This window comes from Paeniroseomonas aquatica, from assembly GCF_030409335.1.
Classification (GTDB): Bacteria; Pseudomonadota; Alphaproteobacteria; order Acetobacterales; family Acetobacteraceae; genus Belnapia; species Belnapia aquatica.
In genome coordinates this window covers 1-20,183 of the sequence record NZ_JAUFPN010000171.1, presented here as the reverse complement: position 1 = coordinate 20,183, position 20,183 = coordinate 1, and the positions used below count along the sequence as shown (strand labels likewise).

The following is a 20,183-nucleotide window of genomic DNA, read 5'->3' as shown; positions in this document are numbered from 1 at the left end:
CGACGCTTGCTGTCGGCCTCACGAATTATCCAGGCTAGGTCGCGTGCTCGGGATAGAGGGCGGCAAGGCCGCCTTCGCTGGCATCGCAGCGCCCGCGCTCGGTGATCAGCCCGGTCACCAGCCGCGCCGGCGTCACGTCGAAGGCCGGGTTCGCCGCGGGGCTGCCGGCGGCGACCACGCGGATGGTCTCGATCCGCCCATCGGCGGTGCGGCCGGTGAGCTCGGTCACCTCCGCCTCGCCGCGCTCCTCGATCGGGATCTCGGCGACGCCATCCCGCACCGTCCAGTCGAGCGTCGAATGCGGCAGGGCCACCCAGAAGGGGATGCCATTGTCATGGGCCGCCAGCGCCTTGAGGTAGGTGCCGATCTTGTTGGCCACGTCGCCCTGCCGGGTCACCCGGTCGGTGCCGACGATGCAGAGATCGACCTCGCCGTGCTGCATCAGGTGGCCGCCGGCATTGTCGGCGATGACCGTGTGGGCCACGCCATGCGCACCCAGCTCGAAGGCGGTCAGCGCCGCGCCCTGGTTGCGCGGCCGGGTCTCGTCCACCCAGACATGCACGTCGAGGCCGGCATCATGGGCCTGGTAGATCGGGCTCAGCGCCGTGCCCCAATCCACCGTCGCCAGCCAGCCGGCGTTGCAATGGGTGAGGACATTCACGCGGCCCTTGCGCGCCGCGACCTCGGCCAGCAGCGGCAGGCCGTTCTCGCCGATGCGGCGGCAGGTCTCGGCATCGTCGTCGGCGATGGCGGCCGCCTCGGCATAGGCGGCGGCGGCGCGGGCTTCGACCGGCAGGTTGTGCAGCTTGGCCCTCTGCCGGTCGAGCGCCCAGCGCAGGTTGATGGCGGTCGGCCGGGTCGCGGCCATGGCCGGCAGCACCGCGTCGAGGCTGGCGGGATCGGAGCGCATCGCCAGCGCCACGCCATAGGCGGCGACGGCGCCGATCAGCGGCGCGCCGCGCACCTGCATGGAGCGGATGGCCTCCGCCGCCGCTTCCCAGGTGGTGAGGCGCAGGACCTCCACCGCCCAGGGCAGCCGGGTCTGATCGAAGATGCGGATGGACCAGCCATCGGCCGGGTCCACCCAGACGCTGCGATAGGGGGTGCCGTCGATCTTCATGGCGCGGATACCTTCAAGGGGCGGGGTGGCTTTGGCCTGGGGGATACCGCAGCCTCCCCCACGGGGATAGCCGCCTGGCCCTCAACCGCGCCGCCCGCCCCATATCCGGGCGATGACCACGACCGGCGCCCCCAGGCCCAGCCATGACAGGACATCCCAGGCGCCATCGCCGAGCAGCGCGGCCAGCAGACCGATCAGGCTGGCCAGCGCCAGCAGCCCCGGCGCAGCCCAGGTCGAACCCGCCTTGCGGCTTTGGGCGGCGCTCATTCCGCCGCCGCGATCGCGGCCCGCCGCCCCGCGCGCCGCCGCACGACGAACAGGTACAGGCCGCTGCCCAGCACGATCATGGTGGCGAGGTCGAGCAGCGCCCAAAGGATCTTCAGCGGCATCCCGCCATAATCGCCGAAATGCAGCGGCTGCGAGACGAACAGCGCCGTCGCGTACCAGGGCATGCTCCGCATCGCCGTCACCTCGCCGGTCGCGGCATCGACCAGCGCCGGCGTCAGCAGCCGGCTGGTCAGCGGCGTCACCCCGCGCATGAAGACCGCATAGTGATGCGCGCTGCTGAAGCTGGTCTCGGGATAGGCGACGAAGTACGGCGTCATCCCAGGTGCTGCCGCCCGCGCCGCCGCCACCGCCCGCTCGACCGAGCCCAAGGTGGCGACCGGCGGCAGCGCGCGATAGGGCGCCACCATCTCGGCCAGCTGGTCGCGCCGCCAGGCCTCGATCACCAGATCGGCCAGGGTATTGATGACGCCGGTGCCGCCGACCACCAGCGCCCAGGTGAGCGTCACCACGCCGAGCAGGTTGTGCAGATCGAGCCAGCGCAGACGCCGCGAACGGTCCCGCCGCACCGTGCCGAATTCGAGCTTCCGCATGAAGGGCCCGTAGAGCACCACGCCGGAGACGATCGCCGCCACGAAGAGCAGCCCCATGGCGCCGAGGAAGAGCTTGCCCGGCAGCCCGGCGAAGAGGTCCACATGCAGCCGGAACATCCAGAACATGAAGCCCTCGCCCTTGCCGGGCTCGTCCAGCACCTGCGCGGTGCGGGCATCGACCACGACGCCATGCAGCTCGGACACCGGGGCGGTGCGGCTCGGCGCCAGGCTGAGCCAGATGCTGTCCGGCTCGTCCCGGTCCCAGATCAGGTATTGCACCACCTCGCCCGGCCGGCGGGCGAGGCCGGTCGCCACCACCCGGTCGAGGTCCGTGTGCGGCGTGCCGGCCGCCATCGGCGGCGGCCCGCCATGGCCGGTGAGATCCTCGATCTCATGGTGGAAGATCAGCGGCAGGCCGGTCAGGCACAGCAGCAGCAGGAAGGCGGTGCAGACCAGGCTGGACCAGGTATGCACCCAGGACCAGCGCCGCAGGCTTGTCGCGCTCATCATATTCACCACCGATAGGCCAGGGTGCCGATCACCGTCCGCCGCAGCCCGTAGAAGCAGGAGGCGACGCTGCCGCAGCTGGCGACATACTGGGTATCGAACAGGTTGGAGGCATTGACCGCGAGCTGCGCCCCATGGAATTCGCGCATCAGCCGGCCGAGGTCGTAGCGCAGCGCCGCATCGACCAGGGTGACCGAGGGCACCACCAGGGCATGAGCATTCCCCGCCGGCGTATTGCCAGTGAAGCGCAACCCGCCGCCGAGCCCGACCCCGGCGAAGCGCCCCGCCTCGCGGTCGAAATTGTAGTCCGCCCAAACCGCGGCGGTCGTCGTCGGGATGCCGTTCGGCCGCTTGCCGCGCTCGGCGGCGATGGTCGTCTCGGTCACCTCGGCATCGAGGTAGGTATAGGCCGCGCGCATGTTGAAGCCGGGCGCGAGGTTGGCGACGCCTTCCAGCTCCACCCCGCGGGAGCGGACCTCGCCGGTCTGCACCTGGTTGCGGGCATTGCCCGGGTCCGTCGTCAGCACGTTCTGCTGCGTCAGGTGGAAGACCGCCGCCTGCAGGACGCTGCGCCGCCCCGGCGGCTGGTACTTCACCCCGACCTCGAATTGCTCGCCGGTGGTCGGCACATAGGTCTGGCCGAAGAAGCCGGTGCCGATCTGCGGCTGGAACGACGTCACGTAGCTGGCATAGGGGGCGATGCCATTGTCCGCGAGATAGACCAGCCCGGCCCGCCAGGTGACCTTGTGGTCGTCCTGCGCCTGGCTGGTGCGGCTGATCCGGTCGTCGGTACTGGTCCCGACCCAGTCGGAGCGCAGCCCGAGGCTCACCACCCAGCGCTGGCCGAGCCGGATCTGGTCCTGGGCATAGAGCCCGTACTGATTCGCGGTCTGCAGCGTATTCGCCACCGGCGACAGCGCCGGCGCCGCGCCATTATAGGCCGGGCTGTAGAGGTCGATGCTGCTGGCCATGGCCCCGCGCAGCCGGGCGTCGTAGCTGCTATGGGCATAATCGAAGCCGGCCAGCACGGTATGGGTCGCCGGCCCGGTGCGGAACCGGGCCTCCGCCTGGTTGTCCACCTGCAGGCTGTCCAGCACGTTCTCGGCGAGGAAGGCAGACCGGGTCAGGCTGCGCTGGTCGGCGGCGAGGCCGATGCCATAGGTCTGGTACCAGTCCACGTCGCTATGGCCGTAGCGGAAGTTCTGCCGCACGGCGAAGACAGTGTTGAAGCGGTGCTCGAACTCGGTGCCGATCCCGTACTGGGTGCGGTCGTAGTGGTCGAGGTCCTTGTTGCCGGTGAAACGGTTGGTCGGGATGCGGCCGAAGGGCGACTGGGAGACGGTGCCGACCGCTGGCAGGAACTCGTCTCCATGGGTCGAATCGCGCTGGTAGTAGGAGAGCAGGGTCAGCCGGGTATCGGCGCTCGGCCGCCAGGTCAGGGCAGGGGCGATGAAGTAGCGGTCGTTCTTGACCTCATCCACCTGGGTGCCGGAATCGCGGGCGAGGCCGGTGACGCTGTAGGAGAACACCCCGTCGCGGTCGACCGGCCCGCTGCTGGTGAAGGCGCCCTGCAGCCGGTCCTGGGTGCCGGCCGAGAGCCGCACCTCGTTCTGCTGCGTCGGCGTCGGCCGGCGGGAAACCAAGTTCACCAGGCCCCCCGGCGCGATCTGGCCGTACAGCACCGAGGCCGGGCCGCGCAGCACCTCGATCCGCTCCATCCCATAGGGCTCGAGCATCCCGGTCAGGTTGCCGAAGTGGTAGCGCAGCCCGTTGAGGAAGACGGCGTTGGTATCGGCCGCGAAGCCGCGCAGCTGGAACCAGTCGTAGCGGTTGTCGGGGCCGTACTGCTCCATGCGCACGCCGGCGGTGTAGCGCAGCGCCTCGCCGAGGGATTGCGCCTGGCGGGCATCGAGCTCGTCGCGGGTGACGACCGAGATGGCCTGCGGCGTCTCCAGCAGCGGCGTCGCGGTCTTGCTGGCGCTGCTCGCCTCGGTGGCGACGAAGCCGCGGGACTGGGCCGCCTGGCCGTCGACATCGAGCACCGGGAGGGCCACCACGCCGGTCGGCGCGGCGGCGCCGTCGCCCGCCGTCTGCGCCGCGGCCGGGCAGGCCAGTGCGGCGGTGGCGGCCAGCAGCCGGAGGCGGCGGGCAAGGACCCGCCTTGTGGTGTCGAGGTTCCGCATGGCCATGACCGGCATTCTCCTGATGCCGCCAATTGCAATTGATTCTTAATAACGACAACCCCCGGCCGGCAGGCAAACGGCAGCCGCCGGCCTGGTGCCGCAGGTGGTGGGGGGAGGGGAGCCGCGACGCGCGGCCGGCACCAAGGCCGCCGCGCCGGGGAGGCAGGGGGCAAAAGCGATCCGCGCCACCCGGCGCGGATCGGCCGCTAGATCCGCTGGTGCAGGGCGCAGACCAGGGTGAAGACCCGCCGCGCGGTCTCGAAGTCGAGGCCGATGCGGCCCTCGAGCCGGGCCACCAGCAATTCGGCGCCCTCGTTGTGCAGGCCGCGCCGGCCCATGTCGATCGCCTGGATCCGCGCCTCGTGGCCGCCCTCGGTCACCGCCTGCTCATGGCTCTCCACGATCATGTGGTAGTCCTTGATCAGCCGGCGGAAGGGCCCGAGCGCCAGCGCCACCGCCCGCACCGGCTCCTCCTGGCGATCGCGGATGTCGAAGACGAGGCGGCCGTCGCGGACGCAGAGGTGCAGCACGAAGGGCCCGCCCGGCACGCCGAGCGGGTCGAAATTGTTGCCCATCAGCAGGTCGGCCACCGCCTGCCGCCGGTCCGCCTCGGCATAGGCCGAGGGCAGGGCGGTCGCATCCGGCAACACGATATTCTCGATCCGCCGCAGGGCCGGGTCCGCTGTCGGAGCCTCGGCCGGCGGTCGTCGCCCGCGTTCAGGCATTCCGGTCAGGCACCCGCACCGCTGCCGGCGCCGCAACCTCCTGGTCGATTCCCAGCGTGCTCATCCACCCTACCACCCCGCCCTTGATGGGCCTGAGCAGCAGCATGCAGAGGATGGTGAACAAGGGCAACCAAACCACCATGTGCAGCCACATTGGCGGCTCATAAGCCTTCTCGATCCAGAAGACCGGCGGCACCAGCACGTGGCCGACCAGGAAGATGGTGAAGTAGGGCGGCGCATCATCCGCCCGCAGCCGGCCGAGCGGCGCAGCGCAATGGCTGCATTCCGGCACGATCTTCAGATACCCGGCGAAGACCTTGCCCACGCCGCAGTAGGGGCAATGATTGCCGAGGCCGCGTCCCACCGCGGTCCAGAAAGGCGCCGGCACATGCCCGGTGACCGGATTGACCTTCTCCACGACGCCAACGGCGCCGGTCGGCGGCGCCTGACGGGTGGGGGTCGCCGGGGGTATCGTCTGGCCTGACATTCTGGCAATCCTTCTGTCACGGCCATGGCCGCACTCGTTGTGTCACGGCCTCGACCGTGCCTTGCTGCAGCCGGAGCCCCGGCCGCCCGCGCCCGGCCTGCCGCCGGACCTCGCCGCCCCATGGCAATGCCCAGAGGGTGTCGGTCCCGGTAGCGCCGCGGTCGCATTGTGCAGTGCAATATCGGCCCGACCACCTGGAAGGTTCAAGCGCTTCAGCACCGCGCCTCGTTCCCCGCTGGCCCGCATTCAGCACGGGGCTCATCCGGCGTGGGGCTCGTGACGGCCGGGGGGGGCGACGGGTGAACATGCGGCGGGAGGCATCCGGCCGCCATCCCATCCCCTGGCATCGCGGTGGCGGAACGGCCGGCGAAGCACTGCAACCGCCGTCATCCATGCATGTTCATAAAGCAGCAATACCCGGTCAAGGAAGGCAAAGCACCCATGGCTGAATCCGTGCAAGACATCTACATCGCCGGCCTCCGGAACGCCCATGCCCTCGAGGTGCAGGCAATGCAGCTCCTCGAGCGCCAGGTCGAGCGGATCGACAGCTATCCCGAGATGCTGGGCCGCATGAAGCAGCATATCGAGGAGTCCCGCACGCAGTCGCAGCGGCTGGAGCAGATCCTGGACCGCCTCGGCTCGAGCAACTCGACGCTGAAGGACCTGGGCACCGGCCTCATGGGCAACCTCGCTGCCATGGCCCATGTGCCGATGCAGGACGAGATCCTGAAGAACACCTTCGCCAACTACGCCTTCGAGCATTTCGAGATTGCGTCCTACCGCGGCCTGCTCGAGATGGCGAAGGCCGCCGGGGATCAGGCAGGCGTTCCCTTGCTGGAGCAGAGCCTGCAGGAGGAGGTCCAGATGGCGGAATGGATCGGCCAGAACCTGCCGGCCACGGTGCAGAAGTACATCGCCCTCGAGACCAGCGGCCAGAAGTCCGGCATCTGACCGGCAGCGGGCGGGCCGGCGCGTCCGGCCCACTTGCTGCCACGACGCGGCCGGGCAAGGCTGCCGCCATGTCCGACCGCATCCTCGTGATCAACCCGAACCGCTCCATCCCCTGCACCGAGGGCATCGCCGCCGCCCTGGCCCCGCTCGGGCCGCGGTTCCGCGTCACCCGGCTGGCGGAAGGCCCGCCCGCCATCGTCGGCTGGCGCGACTGGTTCCAGGTCGCCGAGCCGCTCTGCCGGATGGTCGAGGCCGAGGCGGCCCCGGCCTATGTCATCGCCTGCGTCTCCGATCCGGGGCTGGAGGCCATTCGCACCGCTACCCCCTGCCCGGTGCTCGGCATGTTCCGCTGCGCCGTCGCCACCGCGCTCGCCGCCGCGCCGCGTCTGGGCGTCATGGGCTTCGTCGCGGCCAGCGAGGCACGGCAGCGCCGGATCCTCCAGGCCATGGGGGTCGAGGCCAGCTTGGCTGCCTGGGCGCCGCTCGACCTGCCGATGGAGGTGCTGACCGCGCCGCCGGGCACCTCCGACGCCGCTGCGGCCCAGGCCCGCATCCAGGCGGTGGCGCGGGCCCTGGCCGCGTCCGGGGCCGAGGTCATCATCCTGGGCTGCACCGGCCTCGCCGGGCATGCCGCGGCCGCTGCGGCGGCAAGCGGCCTGCCGGTCATCGAGCCCTGTCACGCCGCCGGCGCCATGGCGCTGCGGGCGCTGGCCGACCCGGCCGCCCTGCCGGCCATGCTCGACGCCTGAGGCGTCGCCCAGTGCCTAGGGCAGCCCGGGCATCCGCCGATCCGCCGGACGCAGCGGCGCCACCGGCGGTGCGTCCATGGCCGGGTCCGCGAGCGCCAGCCGCCACGGCAGTAGGCTCTCCGCCTGCGGAATAGTCTCGCGGGCGATGCGGCGGCGGGCCAGCCAGGGAAGGAGCCCGGGCGCCCCCGGCGGATGCCGGTTCAGCCAGTCCTGCAGCAGCGGCGCGGCGAATTCGGGCAGCGTGCCGGCTGCCGCCAGGGCCTCGGCCTCGATCTGGGCGCGGGCCTGGCGGATGCCCCGCCGCCAGGCGCGGCGCAGGCCCTCCGGGCTGAGCCGGGCCAGTGGCGCGACCCGCCAGCTTGCTTCCTCCGCCACCACGATGCGGTCGCCCAGCAGCCCGGCGATGACCGGATGGATCTCCCCCAGCCCCACCGGGAGCCGCAGGCCCCGGCGGGCCAGATCCTCCAGGAAGCGGCCCCGCAGCGCATGCAGCGAGCCATGCAGGGCGCCGCCCGAGCGCAGCCGGGCGCGCATCGCGGCGGCGTGGCGGCCGGTCGAGGGCAGCGCGGTGGCCGCCTCCGCCGACGGATCCTCGGCCAGGGCGGCGGCCAGGGAGCGCAGGGTGCCGGGGGTCACGGCGGCATGGGCATCGGTGAAGACGTGCATCGCGGCCTCGGGCCGCAGGCCATGGACATACTGGTTCCAGGCATTGGCCCGGTCCGCATGCGGGATATGGAACAGCCGAAGCCGCGGCCCGCCGCCGGCGGCGAAGCGCTCCGCCGCGGCGATGCCGGCGCCGGCCGGGCCGTTCAGCAGCACGGTGACCTGGGCGTCATGGCCGGCGGCGGCGAGCCCGATCGCGTCCAGGCAGCGGGCCAGTGTGGCGGCCTCGCCGCGGGCGAGGACGACGATGCTCCAGTCGCGGGCAGCGACGAGCGGGGCGGCGGCGGTGGGCATCGGTGACTCCGGGTCGGCTGGCAGGCGGGCAGGGATGATACCGCCGTGATCTTGGCGAATTGCGACCGGGCGGCGGCAGGCGCAGGGCCGTGACTGAATGCGACGCCCCCACTGCATCCATCGCCGCGGCATCCTATCTTGGGGGCAACGGACAGGAGACAACGGCATGAGCGGATCGGCAACGGAATTGGCGACCTTGGGCGGCGGATGCTTCTGGTGCCTGGACGCAGTCTACCGCGACCTGCGGGGCGTCGCCCGCGTCGTCTCGGGCTATGCCGGCGGGCATACCGAGAACCCGAGCTACGAGGAAGTCTGCGGCAAGCGGACCGGCCATGCGGAAGTCGTGCAGGTCACCTTCGACCCGGCCGAGATCGGCTACGCCGACCTGCTGCGGGTCTTCTTCACCATCCACGACCCGACCACCAAGGATCGCCAGGGCGCCGACGTCGGGCCGCAGTACCGCTCGATCATCCTGACCCACTCGCCGGAGCAGGCCCGGGTCGCGGCCGAGGTCATGGCCGAGGTGACCGCCGCCGGCATCTGGGGCGCCCCGCTGGTCACCGAGGTGGAGCCGCTGGAACGCTTCTGGTCCGGCGAGGCGGAGCATCAGGACTACTTCGCCCGCGCCCCCTGGAGCGGCTATTGCCGCGTGGTGATCGCCCCCAAGGTCGCCAAATTCCGCAAAACCTATGCCGACCGCCTGAAGCGGCCGGCCGCCTGAGGACAGACCGAGATGGCCCTATTCACCAAGGAAGCCCCGCCGGAGACCTATCCGGTGCAGAAATCCGCCGCCGAGTGGCGCGCGACCTTGCCGCCCGAAGCCTACAAGGTGCTGCGCGAGCACGGCACCGAGCGCCCCGGCACCAGCCCGCTGAATGCCGAGAAGCGCCCCGGCACCTTCACCTGCGCCGGCTGCGGCACCGCCCTGTTCGACGCCGGGACCAAGTTCGAGAGCGGCACCGGCTGGCCCAGCTTCTTCGCCCCGATCGAGGGCGGCGTCGGCACCACCACCGACCGCAGCTTCTTCATGACCCGGACCGAGGTGCATTGCGCCCGGTGCGGCGGACACCTCGGCCATGTCTTCCCGGATGGGCCGAAGCCGACCGGCCAGCGCTACTGCATGAATGGCGCAGCCATGCGGTTCGAACCCAGCCAGGGTTGAACAAAACGCGTCTTGCCAAATCGGAGCGCGGGGCAGAATTCTCCGGGCGAACTCTGGAAGTCCGTCATCATGCGGCACTTGTCCGCGGCCACCCGCGTCTCCCGCCTCGGCCTGAGCGGCCTGCTGCTGCCCTGGCTGGTCGCGCTCGGCAGCGCCCTGCCGGGGCCGGCGCGGGCCGATATCATCTATGTGCTGAACTCCGCCGACGCATCCATCAGCCTAGTGGACAGCACGACCCGGGAGGAGGTGCGGCGCATCCCGGTGCTGCGGGAGGTGCACCACCTGCTGCTGACGCCCGACCGCTCGGAGCTGGTGGTCGGCGATTCCGGCGCCAACGAGCTGATCTTCATCGACCCGGCCAGCGGCGAGGTGAAGCGGCGCGAGAAATTCAGCAACCCCTACCACATGGAATACAGCCCGGACGGCCGCTTCCTGGTGGTGACCAGCCTGCGCCGGGACCAGGTCGACATCTACGACGCCGCCACCCGGACGCTGCTCGCCCGGCTGCGGGTGCCGGACAAGCCGAGCCACCTGGCCTTCTCGCCCGACAGCCGCTTCGCCTACGTCACCCTGCAGGGCGCCAAGGGATTGATGGCCATCGACCTGGCGGAGCGCAAGCCGACCTGGACCGCCGAGGTCGGCTCCCAGCCCGCCGGCGTCATCTGGCACCGAGGCAGGCTGCTGGTCGGGATCATGGGCTCGGACCACATCGCCGTGGTCAATCCCGCCGATGGCCGGGTGGAGCGCACCGTCTTCCTGGGCCGCGGCGCCCATACCATCTTCCCCGCCCCGGACGGCCGGGCGCTCTATGTCACCAGCCGGGTGGACAGCCGGATCTCGGTGCTCGACCCGGAGACGCTGGAGGTCACGGCCCGCTGGGACATCCCCGGCGGCCCGGACTGCATCGCCTTCGACCCCGATGGCAAGATGTGGGTGACGCTGCGCTGGATCGCCCGGGTCGCCCAGGTCGATCCGGCGACCGGGGAGGCGGTGACCATCCCGGTCGGCCGGTCCCCGCACGGGGTCTTCGTGCAGCCGCGGCGCCTGCCGCTGCCGCCGGCGCCCGAAGTCATGGGACCGGCGGCGCCGCCCGCGGTCGCCAGCCGGGCCATCCAGCCCGAGGATCTGCCGCAGCCGCCGGCCACGGCACCGCCCGTTCCGACGCGGGCACCGCCGGAGGTGCAGGCCTCGGCCCCGGCGGCACTGCCCCCCGTGGTGCAGGCCCAGCCGGTATCGCAGCCCCAGCCGCCGCCGCCGCTGGTGCCGGATGCGGTCCGCCCGGTCGCCGATCGTCCGGCGGCGGACGCACTCCCCTGGTGGCGCCGCTGGATGCCGCGATGAAGCGCCGCACCCTGCTGGCCGGCATGGCCGGGCTGCCGCTGGCGGCGGCGGCCCAGCCGGTCTCCCCTGGCTGCCGGGGCACCGTCTACCTCACCATCGACACCGGCTGGAGCCGGGAGGCGGAGCAGATCGCCGGGGTGCTGCGCCGTCGCGGCGTCCGCGCCACGCTGTTCCTGGCGGATGAGCCGACCTGGCGCGGCGACCGGACGCTCGACGACAGCTGGGCGCCCTTCTGGCGGGCCCGCGCCGAGGAAGGCCATGCCTTCGCCAGCCATACCTGGCGGCATTGGTACTTCCGCGCCGACCCGGCCGCGGGGCGGGTCCGCTACGCCTCCCGCCAGGGCCAGGGCAGCGCGGTGCTGGACCAGCGCGGGCTCTGCGCCGAGTTGCAGCGGCCGTTCGAGCGGCTGCGGCAGCTGGCCCCGGCGGCGCAGGTGCTGCCGCTGTGGCGCGCGCCGGGCGGCGTCACCACGCCCAACGCGCTGGCCCTCGCCGCTGCCTGCGGGCTGCGGCACCAGGGCTGGACCGCGTATGGCTTTTGGGGGGATGAGCTGGACAGCGACCGGCATCCCAATGCCGCCCTGGCCCGCCGTGCCATCGCCGAGACCCGGGACGGGGAGGTGGTGGTGCTGCACTGGGGCGTGCGCAGCCGGCGGGAACCCTTCGCCGCGGTGCTGGACGAGGTGATCGGCGGGCTGCAGGCGCGCGGCTTCTGCTTCGCCCCCCTGCCCGCGGCAGGGAAGGCATGACCGCGCTCTACGCCGGCTTCACCGGCTGGCTATTCGAGAGCCTGATCCAGCCGGCGATGTATGCCCTCGGGCTGATGGACTGGGCCGAGGATGCCTATGGCTGGCTGGATTTCGGCCTGTTCGGGCTGCTGACCATCGGCGTGGTCTATGCCGTCTGCCGGCCGCTCGAGGCCTGGCGGCCGGTGGAGCCGGTCGCCCATCCGCGGGCGGTGCGGACCGACATGGTCTACACCTTCCTCGCGCGGCTCGGCATCCTGCCGCTGCTGGCCTTCGTGCTGCTGGCCTCGCTGCAGTCCCGCTGGGAGGGCTGGCTGACCGAGGCCGGGATGCTGCCGCCGACCCTCGAGGAGCTTTTCCCGGCGCTGCGTGCCTCGCCCCTGCTGGCGCTGGCGGTCTATGTGGTCGTGCTCGATTTCGGCGAGTACTGGCGGCACCGGGCGCAGCATGGCTTGCGCTGGTGGTGGGCGCTGCATGCCATCCATCACGCGCAGCGGCAGATGACCTTCTGGACCGACGACCGCAACCACGTGCTCGACGACGTCCTGGCGGCGCTGTGGTTCGGCGGGATCGCCCTGCTGATCGGCGTGCCGCCCGGCCAGTTCCCCATCATCGTCCTGCTGCTGCGGCTGGGCGAGAGCCTGTCCCATGCCAATGTCCGGCTCAGCTTCGGTCGGGTGGGGGAGCGTCTGCTGGTCTCGCCGCGCTTCCACCGGCTGCACCACGGGGAGCTTTCGGCCGGGGCGACGGGGAAGAACTACGCCGTGCTGCTGCCGGTCTGGGACTGGGTCTTCGGGACGGCGGACTGGCGGCGGGATGCCTATCCCCGGACCGGCGTCCCGGGCGCCGCCGAGGGGCTGGCCTCCGGCGGCTGGCTGCGGCAGCAATGGATGGGGCTGCGCGGCATGGCCTCGGCGCTGCGCGGCCGCTAGAGCGGCGTTCGCTCTAAGGGCCGCCCAGGCTCAGCCGCAGCACCTGCACCACGGCGGAGACCACCAGCAGCGCCAGAAGGATTCGTTGCAGCACCCACATGGGCGGCATGGTGGTTCAGCCCCGGCGTTTCGGTCCGTGGCGTTCGAGTATAGCGCGGAGCAAGGCCTTGATGGCTATGGCATCGCCATCCGGGTGCCGGGCGATCACCTCCGTTTCGTGCTGGCGGGCGGCAACGGCCAGTTCCTCGGCGAGCGCCACGCCGCGCTGGGTCAGCACCACCCGGACCACCCGGCGGTCCCGCTGGTCGGGGACGCGTTTCACCAGGCCGTCCCGCACCATGCGGTCGAGCAGCTTGGTCATGGTCGGCTGCTGCAGCAGGCAGGTCTCCGCCAGGCCGGTCACGGTCTCGCCGTCGCTGCCGAGCAGCCCGCCGAGGACCCGCCACACCGGGATGCTGATGCCCCGCCGCCGCAGCTGGTCGTAGAACTCGCTCGCTATCTGGTGCGACGCCCGGGCCAGCAGATAGAGCAGGTAGTCGTCGATGAAGCGGACCCGGTCGGGCAAGGGCGGCTCTTTCATGTCACCACCGGAACATCTTATCGAAACTTCCGGCAGGATATCAATTGACTGCCGGCAATTCCGATAAAATAGTCCGATCAAAACATAAGTGCCGTTTCATATTGTTCCGGGGATAAGGTCCCGCTGCCCCTGGAGGTGGAAGGCGGCTGGTCCAGGCGTGGCCATGGGCCCCCCCCCAAGCCTGCCGCGGTGGCGCTACAGCCCGGCATCCCGCCAATTGGGCGCCGGGGCGGCCGGATGGGTGGCGAAGCCGGCCGCCTTCGCGCCCGTGACGGCGGCGTATTCGTCCTTGTCCGAGGCATCGCCGCTGATGCCGACGGCGCCGATGGCCTCCCCCGCCGCATCCAGGATGAGCACCCCGCCGGGGACCGGGATGAAGCGGCCGCCCGTCGCGCTGGCGATGGCCGATTGGAAGGCCGGGCGCTCCCGCAGCCGGTCGCGGATGGTCCGCGACGAGATGCCCATCCCCAGCGCTCCCCAGGCCTTGCCCAGGGCGATGTCGCCGCGGGCGATGCCGCTGCCGTCCTGCCGCTTGAAGGCGATGAGGTGGCCGCCGGCATCCAGCACCGCGACGGTCAGCGGCAGCAGCCGTGCCGCGGCCCCGGCCTTCAGGCATTCCTCCATGATGCGCTCGGCCCCGACCAGGGCGAGCTCGGCCTTGATCCGGATGACGTAGTAATCCTCGGACATCATGCGCTCCCCGCGTTTGGGGGCGAGTCTGGTCCATTCGGCCGCGCCGCGGAAGACCGGCAGGGTGGCGTGGCGATGCCGGTGGCGCCGATGCCGCGGACCACCAGCAGGAGGCAGCGGCCCAGCAGCCAGAGGTCCCGGCCGAAGCTGGGGCGGCGGGCATACCACGCATCCAGCGCCAGCCGGGTGCGCCAGGGCACCGCATTGCGCCCGGCCGCCTGGGCCAGGCCGGCCAGCCCCGGCCGAACCCGCAGCCGCGCCGCCTGGGCCGGGCTGTAGAGCGCCACATAGGCGAGGGGCAGGGGCCTCGGTCCGACCAGGCTCATCTCGCCCCGCAGCACGTTCAGCAGCTGCGGCAGCTCGTCCACCGCGCTGGCCCGCAGCCGCCGGCCGAAGCCCGACAGCCGTTCGGCATCGGAGCCGGGCCCGTCCCGCATGCTGCGGAACTTCAGCAGGGTGAAGCCCTGGCCGCCGCGTCCGGCCCGTTCCTGGCGGAACAGCACCGGCCGGCCGAGCGTGGCCAGCACCGCCCCGGCCGCCAGCGCCAGCAGCGGGGCCAGCAGCACCAGCAGCACGGCGGCGCCCAGCAGGTCGAACAGCCGCTTGCCGCCGCGCGCGTAGAGGCCCCGGCGGTCAGTCATGCCGGGGCCGCGCTTCCACCGCCAGCGAGAGCAGCAAGCCCAGGGCGAACCAGACCATGCGGTTGCCGAGGTCGGTCGAGACCATGGCGGTCAGGGCGACCGGCAAGGTCAGCGCCGCGATCCGCGCGGCCCGGGCGGGCGCCACCCGCGCGGCCCGCGCCAGGGCCAGCACCACCGCGCCGCCGAAGGCCAGCAGCCAGAGGGCCAGGCCGGGAAGCCCGGCCTCTACCAGCACCTCCAGCGCATGGTTGTGCGGATGCAGGGCCCGGTCGTCGCCGCTGCCGGCGGCCAGGGTGAAGCCGCCGGTGCCGAGGCCGAAGGGCGCGGCGCGCCCGGCCCAGTCCAGCGCCGCCGCCCAGAGGATCACCCGCGCCGGCGTCGCATCCGTCGGGTCGCCGAAGAGGCGGTCGAGGGTGCGGAGCGCCGCCGCCTCGCCCGGGTCGGCCCAGGGGGCCTCCAGCAGCAGCAGCAGGCCGCCGCCGCCCGCCAGCACGACGGCGGCCAGCCAGCCGAATGCCGCCCCCCGGCGTCCCTCCAGCCAGAGGCGCAGCGCCGGGGCGGCGCCGACGCCGAGGCCGAGGCCCAGCGCCGCGGCCCGGCCGCCCGGCACCAGCGAGGCGGTGGCCAGCGCCAGCAGCAGCAGCGCCCAGGCCGGCCTCGCCCAGCCGCGGGCCTGGATCAGGCGCAGCGCCGCCAGGCCGCCGGCGCAGGCGATGGCAAGCCCGGCCAGCTGGTACTGCACCCGGATCCGTGCCGGGTCGGCGCCGACCGCACCGCCGAGCACCACCTGATCCGTCGCCAGGCCCCAGGCGATGCCGGCCCCGACCAGCAGCCCGATGCCGATGACGGCCTCGGCGAAGCGCCGCAGGGTCGGCCCGTCGCCCCCCACCACCAGCCCGGCGAGCAGCATGGCCGGTCCCAGCAGCACCACCTGCGGCAGCTTCTCCGCCAGCACCAGGCGCGAGCCGCTCCAGGTCCCGGCCAGCACCAGCCAGACCAGCAGGCCCGCGACGCCGAGCAGCGGCAGGGCGATGCCCCGGCCCACCTCCCAGTCGCGCAGCAGCAGCAGCAGCAGGAGCAGGGGCAGCAGCGGCAGCGCCGCCAGCAGGGTGAGGTCGACCGGCAGGGCGGCGAAGCCGGGCAGGGACTTCAGCGCCCCGGCGAATTGCAGGGCCGCGGCGAAGGCGCCAGCCGCCAGCGGCGCCGCCCCTGCCGGGCTCATTCGGCGCCGACGCCGTAGCGGCCGGGCCCGAGCTCCAGTTCCAGCTGCGGGGTTCGGCGCCGGCCCGGCGCCCGCAGCAGCACCAGGCAGGCGGTGCCGAGGGCCGCGGCCAGCGGCGCGACCAGCGCCAGCAGCAGCAGCAGCAGCGGGCGATTGGGCAGCGAGGGCCTGAGCTCGACCATCGGGGCGGAGACCATGCGCGCCGCCACCGCCTCATCCGCCGCGAGCACCAGGGCGATCCGCTGCTGCGCGCCCAGCAGCTCGAACAGGGCGGCGCGCTGGTAGAGGTCGGGCTCGGCGGCGAGGCGGGCCTCGATCGCCGCCAGGCGCCCGCGGGTCTGCTGCTGCAGGTCGGCGCGGACCTTGGCCTCGGCCAGGGCATGCAGGCGCCGCAGGGCATCCAGCGCGGCGGCGCGGTCGCGGTGTTCCAGGGTCAGGGTGACGGTGGCGGTGGCGATGCCCTGGGTGGCGCTGAAGGCGTTCTCCAGCCAGGACTCGGCATCGTCGAGGTCGGCCTCGATCCGCCAGCGCAGCGCCCGGCGCAGCGCGCCGAGCGGCCCGGCCGCCCGCAGGGCAGTGAGATGGGCGAGCAGCCCGGTCTCGCGCGCCAGCATGGCGGCGGCCTCGGGCGCCCGCAGCGCATCGAGGTAGATGCCGAAATTGCCGCTGGCGCGGTTGTCCAGCAGGCCGCCCTGGACCAGCGGCATCGGCGAGATGAGGGTGGAGGTGGCGACGCCGGTGGTCTCGGCCGGGGCGACCATGGCCTGGGCGAGGTAGTGCCGCGGCCATTCCATCACCAAGGTCGCGCCGGGCACCAGGATCAGTGCGGTGGCCAGGAGCATGGACCAACGCCGCAGCCAGATCCCGCGCAGCAGTTGATGGAGCGGCATGCGGCATTCTAGGATCCGGTGCGATATCAATACAATATCAAATCAATCCGGCAAAATGACGAGGGTTGTCAGCCGGCACACCGGCCGGTCGACCCGGGCGACCAGCACCGGCACAGAAGTGCAGACGCCATAGGCCAGGCTTTCCTCGCCAGCCTCCAGCGCCAGCGTCACCGGTCCATCGGCGGCAATCCGCAGCCGGGCGAAGGGCCCCGAGGCGCCATCGGCGGTCAGCCGCCAGGGCCCCGGGGCGAGCCGCCAGCGCAGCGCCGCGCGCTGCCAGGGGCCGGCGAGGCGATCCTCGATCCGCCAGAGCCGGCCCGCGGGCGTGACCCGGCGCTCGTGCCGGTTGCCGCGGTGGTCGCGGATCCAGCCGCCGTCGGGCAGCGGCCCGCCCCGCGGCCAGCGGGCGAAGAGGAACCGGGAGACGGCCGGCATCTGCCCGCGGCCATCGAACTCCACCGTGTTGTGGCCCGCGGTGCCGGCAAGCGCCACGTGCCAGGGATTGTAGGCGCCGGTGCCGCCGTCCCGGAGCAGGTTGCGCGGCCCGTCCCAGAGGTCGAAGTGCAGCAGGTCGGCATGGCCCGGGCGGAAGCGGAGCGGGCCGATACGGAGCACGCCGCGCGCCCCGCCGGCCTGCCAGCCGCGCAGGCCGCCCGCGACCCAGGCCGGCTCCGGCGGCGGCAGGGCCGGGGCGGCGGCCAGGCCGAGCCAGGCGCAGCCGGGGTCGGGCGTGGTGCCGGCGCCGGCCAGCAGCCGGGCGGCCCGCTCCAGGCTCGGCCGGGCATCGGCCGGGCCGGCCAGGGCCAGGTCGGCAAAGGCGGAGCCATCCTGATGGCCGAGCCGCGGCATGGCGCCGGTGGCGGGGTCGACCAGCCGGTGCAGCCAGCGGACGGCGGCGGCTTCCCCGGTGGCGGGCAGCCCGTGCCGCCGGCGCAGCCATTCGGCCAGCGCCAGCACGTCCAGCAGCAGGCGGTGATAGCCGGTGGAGAGCTGGGCGAAGCCGCCATCGGCGGCGATCAGCCGGCGGCGGGCGGCGGCGAGCCGGGCCTCGCCGGTGGCGACCCAGCCGGCATCCCGCAGCAGCAGGCCGCAGGCCAGCAGCCCGGCGGGCTCGGAGATGGCGTGGTTGTTGTCCTGGGCCAGGGCATAGGCCGGGGTGGCGGCGATCCGCCGCCCATGCAGCGCCAGCAGTCCCCGCGCCCCCGGCGGCGGCGCGGCCCCGAGCAGCGCCAGCGCCAGGGCGAGATGCAGCGCCCGCAGCGCCGCTTCCTGCGCGCAGGCCCAATTGGGCCCGTGGAAGGCCGGATTGGCCGCCGCCCAGTCCGCCAGGAAGCCGGCGGCGCGATGCGACCAGCCGCCGGCCGGCTCCAGCCGGGCGGCCTGGGCCAGCAGCGGCAGCTCGGCCCAGCGGTTGCGCTCCCAGACCGGGCGGATGTCGCCCGCGGCGAAGAGGTCGAGCGAGAGGGCATGCGGGGCGGCGGGGAAGGGACCGTGCCAGTCCCGCCCGGCCTCGGCCAGCGCGGCCGCCCGGGCGAGCACCGCGGCCCGGTGCGCGGCCGGCAGGCCGGGCGGCGGTGGCGGGGCCTGCGACGGCCACCAGGGTCCGTGGGGAGGGGGTGCATCCGCCAGGGCGCGCAGGGCGCGGCGGCGGGCGACCGGGCCGCGGTGCCAGGCGGCGAGCAGGACCGGTCGCGGCCCCAGCCGGCAGGCCGCGTCGGCAATCCGGAACCATCGTGCGGGGTATTCCATTGCAGCTTCGATTTGGTTTGATTATTCATTCAATCAAGCCGCGATCAGGCAGGGTCCCATTCACACGCAAGACGCTGGCCGATTCCTCCTGCGCCACCTGCCTGCGGCCTTGCTGCTGTGGCTTGCGGCGGCAGCGCCACTGCAGGCCCAGACCGGCCCCGCCGGCGGGGCCGCGACCGGCGGCGGCTATCTGCTGCCGCCGGCGCTGCCGGGGCGCCTGCCGGGCGGCCAGCCGCTGCCGGGCCTGCCGGCCGAGGCCCAGCAGGACATCCTGCAGCGCATCCTCGACGCCGGGGCGCAGCGCCCGCCGGGCCCGCAGCCCGCCGCTCCCGCCCCGCCCGGCTGGGCGCCCGCCGCCCAGGTTCCCCTGCCGGCCCCGACGCCCGAGGAGCCGCTCTCCCCGGCCGAGGCCTTCTTCGCCGCCCGGGCCGGCAGCCCGGACCCGTCCCGCGCCGCCGGCAGCAGCGCGACGCCCCGACCGCCGGAGGCGCCGCTCCGCCTGTTCGGCGTCGAGAGCCTGCGCAGCCAGCCCGGCGCTCCCCTGCCGGTCCCGGGCTTCGGCACCCTGCCCGACGACTACCTGCTGGGCCGCGACGACGAGGTGGTGCTCGCCTTCCGCGGCCGCGCCCGGCAGACGCTCAGCCTGCGCATCGGCCGCGACGGCATGCTGCTGCTGCCGGACCTGGCGCCGATCCCGGCGGCGGGCCGCACCCTGCGCGACCTGCGCGCCGACCTCGAGGGCCGCGCGGCGCGGGAGCTCGGCGGCTCGCAGGTCTTCCTCTCGATCGGCCAAGTGCGCCAGACCGGCATCTTCGTCGGCGGGGAGGTATTGCGCCCCGGGCTGCAGCAGCTCACCGCCATGGCCAGCGTGCTGGATGCGCTCATGGCGGCCGGCGGGGTGAAGCGGACCGGCAGCCTGCGGGCCATCCGCATCGAGGGGCCGCAGGGGCGGCGGACCATCGACCTCTATCCCGTCCTGGCCGGCGAGGGCGAAGCGCCGGACCTGCGCCTGCGCGAGGGCGAGCGCATCCTGGTGCCGCCGCTCGGCAGCGTGGTCGCGGTGGGCGGGGAGGTGATGCGCCCGGGCATCTACGAGCTGCCGGCCGGCGCCGCCCAGGCGCCGCTGGCCACCCTGCTGCGGCTGGCCGGCGAGCCGCTGCGGCCGGCCGGCAACCGCTTCCTGCTGCAGACCACGGATGCCGAGGGCCGCCGGAGCTGGCGCGAGATCGGGGCGCGCGACGCGCTGCGCCGCGGCGATGCGCTGGTGGTGCAGCCCGGCTCGGACGTGCTGGCGCAGCAGATCCGCCTGGCCGGGCATGTCGGGGCGCCGCTGGTCCGCGCCGCCGGCGGCCGGGGCCAGAGCCTGCGCGGGCTGCTGGCCGACCCGCGGCTGGTGAAGCCGGATCCCTACGTGCGGCTCGGCCTGGTCTGGCGGACCGATGCGCGGACCCGGGCCCGGCGGTTCATCCCCTTCGACCTCGGCCGCGTGCTGCAGGGCCAGGCGGACCTGCCGCTGGCGGAGGGGGACGAGGTGATCCTGCTCGGCCTCGGCGACGTGCTCTTCCTCGCCAGCCCGACCGTGCAGCAGGCGCTCCGCGGCGATGCGCCCCTGCCGGGGGCGCCGCAGCCCGCCCTGCCGGCGATCGCCGGCATGCCGGGGCAGGCGCTGGCCG

The 20,183-nt window shown here is 73.3% G+C and carries 21 protein-coding genes; 8 read left to right on the top strand and 13 right to left on the bottom strand.

What is annotated here, in order from left to right:
* Positions 1-34: 34 nt before the first annotated feature.
* From mtnA to QWZ14_RS18560, 6 genes are all read right to left on the bottom strand, one after another.
* Positions 35-1,120 (bottom strand): S-methyl-5-thioribose-1-phosphate isomerase, encoded by a 1,086-nt coding sequence (gene mtnA / locus QWZ14_RS18585; protein WP_290318304.1) that lies wholly within the window; start codon positions 1,118-1,120, stop codon positions 35-37.
* Between the two features lie 81 nt (positions 1,121-1,201).
* Complete coding sequence (locus tag QWZ14_RS18580; RefSeq protein WP_290318303.1) at positions 1,202-1,387, bottom strand: hypothetical protein; 186 nt, start codon at positions 1,385-1,387, stop codon at positions 1,202-1,204.
* Positions 1,384-2,505, bottom strand: coding sequence for a PepSY-associated TM helix domain-containing protein (locus QWZ14_RS18575; RefSeq protein WP_290318302.1), 1,122 nt, complete (start codon positions 2,503-2,505; stop codon positions 1,384-1,386). The genes QWZ14_RS18580 and QWZ14_RS18575 overlap by 4 nt, the downstream gene beginning before the upstream one ends.
* 5 nt (positions 2,506-2,510) lie before the next feature.
* Positions 2,511-4,694 carry a TonB-dependent siderophore receptor gene (locus QWZ14_RS18570; protein WP_290318301.1) on the bottom strand — a complete coding sequence of 728 codons (2,184 nt, stop codon included), beginning with the start codon at positions 4,692-4,694 and terminating at the stop codon, positions 2,511-2,513.
* Positions 4,695-4,894: 200 nt separating this feature from the next.
* Positions 4,895-5,413, bottom strand: a complete 519-nt coding sequence (locus QWZ14_RS18565; protein WP_290318300.1) for a UPF0262 family protein — start codon at positions 5,411-5,413, stop codon at positions 4,895-4,897.
* Positions 5,406-5,900, bottom strand: coding sequence for a DUF983 domain-containing protein (locus QWZ14_RS18560; RefSeq protein ID WP_290318298.1), 495 nt, complete (start codon positions 5,898-5,900; stop codon positions 5,406-5,408). Before QWZ14_RS18560 ends, QWZ14_RS18565 begins: the two co-directional genes overlap by 8 nt.
* A gap of 441 nt (positions 5,901-6,341) precedes the next feature.
* Here QWZ14_RS18560 and QWZ14_RS18555 point away from each other — a divergent pair, with 441 nt between their 5' ends.
* Positions 6,342-6,851 carry a ferritin-like domain-containing protein gene (locus tag QWZ14_RS18555; RefSeq protein ID WP_290318297.1) on the top strand — a complete coding sequence of 170 codons (510 nt, stop codon included), beginning with the start codon at positions 6,342-6,344 and terminating at the stop codon, positions 6,849-6,851.
* A 68-nt stretch (positions 6,852-6,919) separates the two neighbouring features.
* Positions 6,920-7,600 (top strand): aspartate/glutamate racemase family protein, encoded by a 681-nt coding sequence (locus QWZ14_RS18550; RefSeq protein ID WP_290318296.1) that lies wholly within the window; start codon positions 6,920-6,922, stop codon positions 7,598-7,600.
* A gap of 15 nt (positions 7,601-7,615) precedes the next feature.
* Here QWZ14_RS18550 and QWZ14_RS18545 read toward each other — a convergent pair whose 3' ends face one another.
* Positions 7,616-8,557: a glycosyltransferase family A protein gene (locus QWZ14_RS18545; protein WP_290318295.1), complete on the bottom strand. Its 942-nt coding sequence runs from the start codon at positions 8,555-8,557 to the stop codon at positions 7,616-7,618.
* A 166-nt stretch (positions 8,558-8,723) separates the two neighbouring features.
* On the opposite strand from QWZ14_RS18545, the gene msrA reads away from it, so the two are divergent.
* The 5 genes from msrA (at position 8,724) to QWZ14_RS18520 (ending at position 12,738) form a co-directional block, all read left to right on the top strand.
* Entirely contained in the window at positions 8,724-9,278 is a 555-nt protein-coding gene (msrA, locus tag QWZ14_RS18540) for a peptide-methionine (S)-S-oxide reductase MsrA (RefSeq protein WP_290318294.1), read from the top strand.
* A 12-nt stretch (positions 9,279-9,290) separates the two neighbouring features.
* Positions 9,291-9,719, top strand: a complete 429-nt coding sequence (msrB, locus tag QWZ14_RS18535) for a peptide-methionine (R)-S-oxide reductase MsrB (protein ID WP_290318293.1) — start codon at positions 9,291-9,293, stop codon at positions 9,717-9,719.
* Between the two features lie 69 nt (positions 9,720-9,788).
* Positions 9,789-11,060: a YncE family protein gene (locus QWZ14_RS18530; RefSeq protein ID WP_290318292.1), complete on the top strand. Its 1,272-nt coding sequence runs from the start codon at positions 9,789-9,791 to the stop codon at positions 11,058-11,060.
* The gene (locus tag QWZ14_RS18525; protein ID WP_290318291.1) at positions 11,057-11,809 is read left to right on the top strand and encodes a polysaccharide deacetylase family protein; all 753 of its coding nucleotides are present in this window, start codon (positions 11,057-11,059) and stop codon (positions 11,807-11,809) included. Before QWZ14_RS18530 ends, QWZ14_RS18525 begins: the two co-directional genes overlap by 4 nt.
* Positions 11,806-12,738 (top strand): sterol desaturase family protein, encoded by a 933-nt coding sequence (locus QWZ14_RS18520; RefSeq protein ID WP_290318290.1) that lies wholly within the window; start codon positions 11,806-11,808, stop codon positions 12,736-12,738. Before QWZ14_RS18525 ends, QWZ14_RS18520 begins: the two co-directional genes overlap by 4 nt.
* 115 nt (positions 12,739-12,853) lie before the next feature.
* Here the strand turns inward: QWZ14_RS18520 and QWZ14_RS18515 are convergent, their stop codons facing one another.
* The 6 genes from QWZ14_RS18515 to QWZ14_RS18490 all read right to left on the bottom strand — a co-directional run bounded on the left by QWZ14_RS18515 (position 12,854) and on the right by QWZ14_RS18490 (position 18,510).
* Positions 12,854-13,303, bottom strand: a complete 450-nt coding sequence (locus QWZ14_RS18515; protein ID WP_290318289.1) for a MarR family winged helix-turn-helix transcriptional regulator — start codon at positions 13,301-13,303, stop codon at positions 12,854-12,856.
* 210 nt (positions 13,304-13,513) lie between these two features.
* On the bottom strand, positions 13,514-14,008 hold the full coding sequence (locus QWZ14_RS18510) for a GlcG/HbpS family heme-binding protein (RefSeq protein ID WP_290318288.1): 495 nt from the start codon (positions 14,006-14,008) through the stop codon (positions 13,514-13,516).
* Positions 14,008-14,649, bottom strand: coding sequence for a sugar transferase (locus QWZ14_RS18505; RefSeq protein ID WP_290318287.1), 642 nt, complete (start codon positions 14,647-14,649; stop codon positions 14,008-14,010). Before QWZ14_RS18505 ends, QWZ14_RS18510 begins: the two co-directional genes overlap by 1 nt.
* Positions 14,642-15,871, bottom strand: coding sequence for an O-antigen ligase family protein (locus QWZ14_RS18500; protein ID WP_290318286.1), 1,230 nt, complete (start codon positions 15,869-15,871; stop codon positions 14,642-14,644). Before QWZ14_RS18500 ends, QWZ14_RS18505 begins: the two co-directional genes overlap by 8 nt.
* Complete coding sequence (locus QWZ14_RS18495; protein ID WP_290318285.1) at positions 15,868-16,761, bottom strand: hypothetical protein; 894 nt, start codon at positions 16,759-16,761, stop codon at positions 15,868-15,870. Before QWZ14_RS18495 ends, QWZ14_RS18500 begins: the two co-directional genes overlap by 4 nt.
* A gap of 42 nt (positions 16,762-16,803) precedes the next feature.
* Positions 16,804-18,510: a heparinase II/III family protein gene (locus tag QWZ14_RS18490; protein ID WP_290318284.1), complete on the bottom strand. Its 1,707-nt coding sequence runs from the start codon at positions 18,508-18,510 to the stop codon at positions 16,804-16,806.
* A 109-nt stretch (positions 18,511-18,619) separates the two neighbouring features.
* Between QWZ14_RS18490 and QWZ14_RS18485 the strand changes: the two genes are divergently transcribed.
* A partial coding sequence (locus tag QWZ14_RS18485) for a polysaccharide biosynthesis/export family protein (protein WP_290318283.1) occupies positions 18,620-20,183 on the top strand: 1,564 nt, incomplete at its 3' end.